A 9,532-nucleotide genomic window follows, 5' to 3' on the forward strand; every position below is an offset into this window, starting at 1 on the left:
TAGTCTCTATCCATTAACGGGAGGAATACTATGGCAATCCCAAAATATCAAATCATTAAGGATGAATTAAAACAGCAAATCATTTCTGGCAAATTTGAAAATGGCGATAAATTTTATACCGAAGCCGAATTGACAGAGATGTTTAACGTTAGTTCAATCACAGTTATCCGTGCATTAAACGATTTAGTCAAAGCCGGATTTTTAGTTCGTCATCAAGGCCGTGGCTCTTTTGTCTCGCGGGCACGCAAAGGAAAACTCGTTGAATTTTCGGATATCGAATTATTTCCCATCAGCCATGATCAAGTGGAAGTCTTATCAATTATAAGAGGCAATGACCCAATTATTTTAAGTAAACTAGAGCTTTCGGATACTGCCTTTTATTACTGCATCGAACGACTACGGACAACGGAAAAGATTCCATATATTTACCATCGGACCTATTTGCCTGAACAATACGTAAATTCAAATTATCCTGACTTAAGCTATTATAATTCCATCTATCAACGCTTCAAATTGGATTATAATATCCATATGAATGAAGAAGACTTCACAGAAACAAATGAAATCAAATTTCCTACGCCGGCAGCTGAGGCAGAAAAATTACAAATTTCTACCGCTGAGCCAACGGTCTTACAAATTCGTATGACTAAACGAAAAGATACACAGCAAGTGTTGGAATACGTTGAAACTTACAAAAAATGGAACTTTTATAAGATCGAATTAGTTTCAAAAAATACTTAATTAGGAGAAGATCGAGTGCTTACTCGATCTTTTTTACGGCAATTTTTGCGAAATGTGTCTGTACCTTTGCCGGATCCACATGTCCAGTTCTACGTTCTTGTGCATTTGCCATTCCTGTTGCCATACACAGTTTCAATTGTTCTTCCGTTTTCAGACCTTCAGCTAAGGCGTACGCAAAGCCAGCAATCGTCGCATCACCGGAACCGACAGGATTAACTACCTCGATTGTAGGTATCTCGATTCGATAAAAGCTCTCTTGATGCTTCGCTAACGCCCCTGCTTTTCCTAACGACACCACGATCCACTCAATTCCTGAGAAGATCGGCTCAAGGAGCGCGTCCTTGATCGCTGATAGATCTTGTAAGGAGAAGGTCTTTCCTAATAATCCTTCTAATTCTTCCAAATTAGGTTTGATTAAATAGGGTTTAGCTTTTCCTTTTAAGACTTGCTTCAAACTTTCACCGGAAGTGTCAAGGAGCACTTTGGCATTTTGCGTTTTTGCTATCTCGATCAGCTGTTGGTAAAAATTGCTTGGGAAGCCCTTAGCAAGACTACCTGAAAGGGTAACAACTGCAGCTTTTTGGATCAACTCTCGAAATTTTTCCAAAAAGAGCGTTACCTCTTCCTCTGAAACAGTCGGGCCAGCTTCTAGAATCTCCGTCTGATTCCCTTCGTGTAAAATCGCGATCGAATCCCTGGTCTCTTCTTTGATTGCTGTAAATTCTTGTTTGATGCCCGCCTGTCTTAATTGTTCTGCGATAAAGGCGCCATGAAAACCGCCAAGTACGCCGGTGGCTAATACATCGCCCCCGAGATCATGGATCACTCGGGTCACATTCAAGCCTTTTCCGCCAGCGGTTTTCGTCACCCGATCCGTTCGATTGACGGTGTCTAGCATTAACGTATCTAAAGGATAAGAGATATCAATTGACGGATTCATCGTCACTGTTACTATCATACTCTCACTCCTACTTGGTCATCGCTGTTTCTGCTACTTGAACCTTCTTATACCAAGAGCTGGCAGTTTTATCGACTACTTTGTTTAAGCTTTCGATATTTTCGCGACCTTCTGTTTTAAGCCATTCTCTTGCTGCTGCTTCCCCAGCCTCCACGAAAGGTTTTACGCCATTTTTCCACGTTGCGCGGCCGCATAAGACTCCGTTAAAAGTTGAACCGGATTCATTGGCGAACACTAATGTTTCTTGGAATAGTTGCGTAGAGACGCCAGCACTCAAGAAGATGAAAGGCAACTCAGTGGCTTGACTTTGTTCTAAGAAATACTTTGCAGCTTCTTCTTTTGTGTAGGCAATTTCTTCTGTCCCAAAGCCCTCGACAAAATTCATATTAACTGGAACTTCCACCTTCAAAACGTCCACTTTGTATTGCGGTTTTGAAAATTCCTTCATCATTTCATTAACTTTATGAGGTTTAACTTTGGCATATTCCAAGGAGCTAGCATCCGCGATTTGGGCATCATAAGAAACTAATTCTAAGTAAAACGGCAGATCTTCCTCCGCACATTCGCTACCTAATCGTTCAGTGAAAACATGTTTTTGATGATTGATTTCTGGATCTTCATCTACATCGTAGTAAAGCAGGAATTTAATGGCATCCGCGCCTTGTTCCTTCAAACGTAACACAGACCAATCCGCCAACAAATCTGGCAAACGTCCAGGCGTTGTCGCATCGTATCCTGTTTTTTCATAGGCTAAAAGTAAGCCCGCATCCTCATGACGTGCTTTTGCGGCTGGCAATCCATATTCAGGATCCAATAAAATAGATGACGCATAAGGTGTTAATTCGCTAGAAACTAATTTTTTGAAGCCTTCGATGTGTTCAGCCGTTGGTTCTGTTCCCAGCGCATGAATCATTTTTTTCAACGCACCTCGTTGATCAATGGCTAGCGCACTGATGATCCCATCCTTAGTAGATAAGCGGTCCATCGCTACTTTTTTACCTGGTGTAATTGTATGCATGGTTCTTCCTCCCAATTGACTACTTGTATTCATGAATGATTACGCCTTTTACGACGCGATTGACCGTTCCAGTTGGTGACGGTGTATCTGGTTTGTTCGCAACTTTGACTGAAGTTAACAGTGCAACCGTTTGTGCCACCATAATATAGGCCAAAGCTAAATAACCATCCGGTAATAACGTGGTTTCAGTTTCAAACTCGAATTTATCGCCAGAAAAGTTTCTTTCTCCAGGTTGCGTAATCGCAAACACACCGGAAGCGATTTCATCTCCACGAACTTCTTCTAAGACATCCAAGTCATAATCGCGGGTATAGACATCATTGTTCACAAAACCGAACATCACCGTTTTTTCATTAATGAATGATTTTGGCCCATGACGGAAGCCCATTGATGAATCAAACACAGTCGCAATTTTTCCAGCAGTTAGTTCTAAGAGTTTCAACTGTGCTTCTCTCGTTAATCCCGCTAAACTGCCTGATCCAACATAGACGATTCGTTCAAAATCAAGTTCTACGATTTTTTGAAGTTCTGTTTCTCTAGCAATCACTTCTTTCCCTAAGCTGCTTAGAGCGTGGACATAGTCTTGTTTTTCCTCAATCGCTGTTTGGTCAAACGTTAATAATGTTCCTAAAGTCATGCAAGAAAAACTGCCGGTCATAGCAAAGCCATCATCATTGGAACGTTTCGGCATTAATAATAGGAAGCCATTTTCTGCTTCTTGCGTAGTTTGCGCCAATTTTCCTTCTTCCGCACAAGTGATGGCCAAGTGATGAATCGTATCCACAACTTGATCAGCAATCGCAACTGCTGCTAAACTTTCCGGGCTGTTCCCACTGCGGGCAAAGGAAACTAGTAATGTTGGTTCCTCTTTAATTAAGTATTCTTCTGGTGCGGCCACGATATCCGTCGTACCAATACTTTCAAAGCTAAAATCTTTCAATGCTCCATGTTTGCGTAAATAAGGAACGACCGTGTCTCCAACATATTGTGAGGTACCTGCGCCAGTAAAGATTACGCGGGTTCGTTGATCATTTGCTTGCTTTTTAACTTCTGCTAAGAAAACGTCTAGTTCCTTCGATGCCTGTTGAAAGAGCGTAATCGTTTCTTCCCAAAGCTCAGGTTGTTGACGAATTTCACGGGTCGTAATCTCAGCGCCCATTTTTTCCAGTGTTTCTTTTTCAAGGGTAAACATGTGGCAACTCTCCTAACTATTTCGAATATGGCGAATCTGGTAATGAAACTGATCCGCTCTGGCAACACTTAATGTAAATTCAATAATTTCATTTTTCATATTGTAGGTTTGTCGAGCAAGGTGCAGAACGGGTGCCCCTTCATTGATCATCAGTTGTTTAGCATCTTCTTTTGAAGCGATACTTGCGTATAATTCTTCATCCGCTAAACGGACGGTTTGATTGAAATCTTCAGAAAAAAGATCATACAATGGTTTACTCCGCAATAATTTGTCATCTAAAGTCATAAACAACTTGACCGGTAAATAGGTATCTTCAATCATCAATGGTTCGCGATCCGCTGAACGCAACCGGCTTAACTTATAAATGGCTTCCCCTAATGACAGGTTCAAATATTGTGCGATAAACTTGTCGGCCTCGATTTGTTCAAAGGACAAAATGCGTGTATCAGGGTGTCTTCCCAAACTTTTCATCTGTTCGGTGAAACTATAGGCCCCCGCAATATCCGCCGCTTTTTTCTGGATATCAGAGACAAAGGTTCCTTTGCCATGCCGCCGATAAATGTAGCCGCTACTTTCTAATTCTTGCAGAGCCAAGCGGACCGTCGTCCTACTCACTCCATATTGGGCAGTCAGCTCACGTTCAGAGGGTAGCTTGTCGTGTGGGATCATTTGTTTTTCGATCCGTTCTTGCAACAAATCAACCAACTGATAATACAAAGCTTTGCTTTTAAAAGAATTTTCCATGGGATTCTCCTACTTTCGCAACTGGTTATAACCATAGACCAATACTAAGGTGGTCTTTCCCGATTTGTCAACAATAATAAAAATTAAAATTATGAATCAATAATAAACATTGGCATATCAAAGATTAATTAAAAAAAAGGAACTATGCAGTGCCTCGGTTCAATCCTACATAGCAAAAAAATAAGGTTTCACTAGCAAAAATCTAATACCAGTTCCAATTCTTTTACCTTGATCGAATCGTCGTCAAGCTTTGAATCCTGTCACTAGATAGCTACCTATCCAATGCATCCACTTAATTAGATTCTCAACTGGTTTACAGCCGTTCATTTTTTTCTTCCTTATATAGCAGTAATTCTTTTCTTAAAAAAGAGGAGCAATAGCGGTCTGTTTACTTTTTCTTAATCAATTACAGCTGTTTTTTGTGTTTTTTCTTCGATCCAATTTTCTGAATCTTTACAACACTATTGCAAGATTGCATTTTTGCGAACCGCTTTCAAAAAAATGGGGCGCAATAAGGAGCGCAAATCCCTATCAGGCCACTCTTTTAATTTCTTCTTAAAAGAGATTAAGTATTTCAAAAGCGCGATTTCAACTAAGTTTTGTTACATTGATACATTACACTGTAACGTATTGTTACTGGTTTATAACCTACGCAGGGAGAAACGATGGTAAAGTATGTCTCGTAGTCGAAATGACTGATTTACATCAAAAACTTTTTTGGAGGAATTTACATAATGAAATTTGGAAAAACTCTTGTACTTACGACGTTACTTACTGCCGGTGCAGTATTCGCACTAGGAACAAACGATGCACACGCCGCAGAAAACTACACTGTTCAATCAGGTGATACGTTATCAAAAATCTCAATGAAATTTACTGGCGATAACAGCTTAGTGAATTCAATTGCGAAAGAAAACAACATTTCAAACGTTGACATGATCTTTGAAGGTCAAAACTTAACGATTGATACAGATGCAAAAGGCAATACCACAGTTGCTCCTGTTCAAGAACAAGCAGCTCCTGTAGCAGCTCAAGCACCTGTCCAAGAAACAGCTCCAGTACAACAAACACAACAAGCCGCTGCTCCTGCTGCTGAAGCTTCAACTCCAGCAAGCACGAACTCTGCAAAAGAATGGATCGCACAACGCGAATCTAGCGGTTCTTACACAGCAACAAACGGCCAATACATCGGACGTTACCAATTATCTTCTTCATACTTAAATGGTGATTACTCAGCAGCTAACCAAGAACGTGTAGCTGACCAATATGTCTCTTCTCGTTACGGTTCATGGGAAGGCGCTCAAGCATTCTGGCAAGCAAACGGCTGGTACTAAGCCGAAGCCAATAAAAAAAGCTCTCAAATTGATTGAGAGCTTTTTTGTTTACTTATTTTTAAGGCGTTAGGACGTTCAATGTCGAATCTTTTTACATTATGATAGACCAACCTCTTTTTTATAGAGCATCAGTTACATTCACAATATTTCTCTCACCGCTGCTGGCAGCTCTTCCACTGTTTTAACTATTTTTTCTGGCTGGGCCTCAGCTAATTCTTCATTATTACCAAAACCATATAATACGCCAATACTTTTCAGCTGATTGGCTTTTGCACCCAAAATATCAAATTTCCGATCCCCAATCATAACAGCAGCAGAAGTCTTCAACTGATCCAAAGCATAAGCAATCACGTCAACTTTCTTAGAACGCTCACCGATTAAGTCGGCCCCAAAAACACCCACAAAATATTTCGTTAAGCCAATACCTTCAATAATCTGGCGAGCAAATACTTCTGGCTTTGAAGTCGCCACTGCTAATGTATATTCTTTTGACAGGTTACCCAGCATCTCTGCTACTCCATCGTAAACAGATAACTGCTGAATACCATGCTCTGCAAAGTATTCCCGATAGAAGCTTTCTGCTTGACGGGCTTCTTGATCCGTCAATTCATATAAATGATGCAACGTTTCCCGTAACGGTGGTCCAATAAAACTGTGAAGTGTCTCTTCATCAGGAATCGGCAGGATCATCTTCGTCAGCATATAACGAATGCTTTTCAAAATACCTTCACTGGAATCAGTTAATGTACCATCCAGATCAAACAATACTACTTTTTTCATGTTTCTCCTCCTAGTTATCCTTTTATTGATTCTACCTATAAATAGCAACAGAAGCAAAATTCTTGCTGAAAAGCGAACAATCAGATAAACTTACTTTTAGTAAGAAATTAGGAGGAATTATTATGGATACACAAATTCGCGGATTACACCACGTTACTGCTATGACTTCAAGTGCCGAAAAAAATTATCGTTTCTTTACCGATATTTTAGGCTTACGTATGATCAAAAAAACCGTCAACCAAGACGATATCGAGACCTATCATTTATACTTTACCGATGATGCCGGTGCACCCGGAACGGATATGACGTTCTTTGATTTCCCAAACATTCCTAAAGGAACTAAAGGGACCAACAGCATCTCTCGAACGGGCTTCCGGGTCCCAACAGACGCTTCCTTAGACTATTGGACCAAGCGCTTCTCAGACTTGAATATCGAACATGGCGAGATCAAAGAACGCTTCGGTAAAAAATACTTAGAATTTCATGATTATGACGACCAATTATTTCAATTAGTCTCAGATGAAAAAAATCATGGTGTCGCTGGCGGAACTCCTTGGAAGAATTCAAATGTTCCTGCTGAACACGCAATTATCGGCTTAGGGCCAACTATCGTGACGGTCGCAAAATTTGAACATCTAAAATTAGTTTTAGAAAATCTATTAGGCTTTAAAGAGACCGCTGAAGAAGGCAGCCTCCATCAATTTGAAGTTGGCGAAGGCGGCAATGGTGCAACGATTCTCGTTGATGACCAACCAGATATGATTCCAGCCCAAGAAGGCTACGGCAATGTCCACCATTTAGCTTTACGAGTGGCTGATGATGAAGCTTTACGTGATTGGATTGAAAAAATCAACGCCTTGGAATTCCCAAGCTCAGGTTTCGTTGATCGTTTCTATTTCCAATCCGAATACTTCTTAGCAGCGCCAAATGTATTATTCGAACTAGCAACCGATGGTCCTGGTTTCTTGCAAGACGAAACCTATGAACATGCTGGTGAAATTTTATCCTTACCACCACATCTACAATCAAAACGTGAAGAAATCGAAGAATATGTACGACCTTTTGATACTTCAGATGCAAACCATAAACGTCAATAAGGAGGAAATGATGCTTTTCTTTCCCGCAAATGAATTGACGACGAAACAAAATTACAAATTTTTGACCGGCAGCATCATTCCTAGACCGATTGCTTGGATTACTACTCGCAATGAAGAAACGAGCGTAGTCAATGCCGCACCTTTTAGCTATTTCAATGTCGTGGCGAAGGATCTCCCGCTAGTTAGTCTTTCAATCAATCGGAAAAGTACTGAAATGAAAGATACGGCAGCCAACCTGCTGCGTCAAAGAGAAGGCGTCATTCATATCGTCAATGATGAACTGCTGCATGAGATGAACCAATCCGCCGCTTCACTGCCACCGAATGAAAGTGAATTAACAGGAACAAACTTGACCTTAATAGACAGCCAAGCCGTCTCTGTTCCTGCGATTAAAGCAGCGCCGATTTATTTCGAAGTCCGATTGCATCAATACGTCCCAATTACTGGAAACGATGAGAAGATCATCAGTGATCTTTTTATCTTAGAAGTCTTAAATTATCATATTTCAGAAGGCCTCTTTGATCAGGAAAAAGAATATATTGACGCATTAAAATTAAATCCCCTGGCACGCTTAGCAGGCAATACTTATAGTCATCTTTCTGATTTAGTTGACATTAAGCGGCCAAATTAAGAAGCAGCAGACTTATTGAAGGTCTGCTGCTTCTTTTTTAACCAAACCGAATCAACTATTCGCCGCTCAAGATATTAAACTAAATCATCTATCGGATTGAATCCGATGGTAGCTACAAAATCATCTCTGATGCTGTAAAGATCATTCCCTTAATTACGAACCTTAAAGACAACAACCTTACTAATCGTGATTCAGAAGCAACGATTGAAGGCTAGCCTATCAGTGAGTTGTTATTCCGTGATCTTTTTAAATCTATTGGTAAAAAAAGTAAAACTCATACCCAGACAGCTGGAAAAATCATCAAAGAACTAGCGATACCACCACACTCTAAATCAAGAATTTAAATCACTCTGGAGGCAAAAGCGATTCCTTCAAAAAATGAGTCCAAACAAATGGGAAACATCAATCCAAAAGACAATGAACTAAAAAACCTTTTCAGCCTTGCATACGGTAGGCTATATAAAAAAAGCTTTAACTTCCCAAATAACAGGAAGCTAAAGCTTTTCATTTTTATTTACGTAAGTCAATGATCGGTACATTGCCATCAATCACACCGCTCGGACTTTTCAGTTTAATCAAAGCTAAACGATCATCATACTCCAAATTCATTTGATCATCTAAATAAATTTTAGAATATTCTTTAATAGGAATTTCCCCCACATTACTATCGATATCTAAAGTATAATCAGAACGATCTTGATCATGCGACAAGACTAGCAAACGAAAACTTGTATCTAAAGAACAAACACCCAGCTTCGAATACTTTCCCACACCATCATCTAAATCTAGAACCACTATACCTTCCTTTTTGAAATTTGAAAGACGATCTTCTAACTCATTCGCTACTTTTAAATACATTTCTATCATCTCCTCAAAACAAGCATAGCATTTTTTTATGTATTAAGGATAACCATTTGCTCAAATGTGATTTCAAAAAAAAGACAATCATTTGATTGTCTTAGAAACTCCGGCAGTAGGACTCGAACCTACGACATCATGATTAACAGTCATGCGCTACTACCAACTGAGCTATGCCG

10 protein-coding genes and 1 tRNA gene are annotated in these 9,532 nt (G+C 40.0%); 4 read left to right on the plus strand and 7 right to left on the minus strand.

Features of this window, described 5'->3' with window-relative positions:
• Positions 1 to 30 precede the first annotated feature (30 nt).
• Positions 31 to 741 carry a GntR family transcriptional regulator gene (locus tag FFM67_RS04385; RefSeq protein ID WP_137613402.1) on the plus strand — a complete coding sequence of 237 codons (711 nt, stop codon included), beginning with the start codon at positions 31 to 33 and terminating at the stop codon, positions 739 to 741.
• A gap of 19 nt (positions 742 to 760) precedes the next feature.
• On the opposite strand, the gene pfkB is transcribed toward FFM67_RS04385, so the two are convergent.
• The 4 genes from pfkB to FFM67_RS04405 are packed head-to-tail and all read right to left on the minus strand — an operon-like array spanning position 761 to position 4,653.
• Positions 761 to 1,699 (minus strand): 1-phosphofructokinase, encoded by a 939-nt coding sequence (gene pfkB / locus FFM67_RS04390; RefSeq protein WP_137613403.1) that lies wholly within the window; start codon positions 1,697 to 1,699, stop codon positions 761 to 763.
• Between the two features lie 10 nt (positions 1,700 to 1,709).
• Entirely contained in the window at positions 1,710 to 2,717 is a 1,008-nt protein-coding gene (gene lacD / locus FFM67_RS04395; RefSeq protein WP_137613404.1) for a tagatose-bisphosphate aldolase, read from the minus strand.
• Positions 2,718 to 2,736: 19 nt separating this feature from the next.
• Entirely contained in the window at positions 2,737 to 3,909 is a 1,173-nt protein-coding gene (locus tag FFM67_RS04400; RefSeq protein WP_137613405.1) for an AgaS family sugar isomerase, read from the minus strand.
• A gap of 12 nt (positions 3,910 to 3,921) precedes the next feature.
• Entirely contained in the window at positions 3,922 to 4,653 is a 732-nt protein-coding gene (locus tag FFM67_RS04405; RefSeq protein WP_137613406.1) for a GntR family transcriptional regulator, read from the minus strand.
• Between the two features lie 734 nt (positions 4,654 to 5,387).
• On the opposite strand from FFM67_RS04405, the gene apf reads away from it, so the two are divergent.
• Positions 5,388 to 5,987: an aggregation-promoting factor gene (gene apf / locus FFM67_RS04410; RefSeq protein WP_137613407.1), complete on the plus strand. Its 600-nt coding sequence runs from the start codon at positions 5,388 to 5,390 to the stop codon at positions 5,985 to 5,987.
• Between the two features lie 138 nt (positions 5,988 to 6,125).
• Here the strand turns inward: apf and FFM67_RS04415 are convergent, their stop codons facing one another.
• Complete coding sequence (locus FFM67_RS04415) at positions 6,126 to 6,767, minus strand: HAD hydrolase-like protein (protein WP_137613408.1); 642 nt, start codon at positions 6,765 to 6,767, stop codon at positions 6,126 to 6,128.
• 122 nt (positions 6,768 to 6,889) lie between these two features.
• Between FFM67_RS04415 and FFM67_RS04420 the strand changes: the two genes are divergently transcribed.
• Together FFM67_RS04420 and FFM67_RS04425 are read left to right on the plus strand one after the other, a co-directional pair.
• Positions 6,890 to 7,864: a ring-cleaving dioxygenase gene (locus tag FFM67_RS04420; protein ID WP_137613409.1), complete on the plus strand. Its 975-nt coding sequence runs from the start codon at positions 6,890 to 6,892 to the stop codon at positions 7,862 to 7,864.
• Between the two features lie 10 nt (positions 7,865 to 7,874).
• Positions 7,875 to 8,495 carry a flavin reductase family protein gene (locus FFM67_RS04425; RefSeq protein WP_137613410.1) on the plus strand — a complete coding sequence of 207 codons (621 nt, stop codon included), beginning with the start codon at positions 7,875 to 7,877 and terminating at the stop codon, positions 8,493 to 8,495.
• Between the two features lie 510 nt (positions 8,496 to 9,005).
• Here the strand turns inward: FFM67_RS04425 and FFM67_RS04430 are convergent.
• On the minus strand, positions 9,006 to 9,353 hold the full coding sequence (locus tag FFM67_RS04430) for an iron-sulfur cluster biosynthesis family protein (RefSeq protein WP_137613411.1): 348 nt from the start codon (positions 9,351 to 9,353) through the stop codon (positions 9,006 to 9,008).
• A gap of 107 nt (positions 9,354 to 9,460) precedes the next feature.
• Positions 9,461 to 9,532 (minus strand) — tRNA-Asn (locus FFM67_RS04435).

This window comes from Enterococcus viikkiensis (genome assembly GCF_005405345.1).
Classification (GTDB): domain Bacteria; phylum Bacillota; class Bacilli; order Lactobacillales; family Enterococcaceae; genus Enterococcus_A; species Enterococcus_A viikkiensis.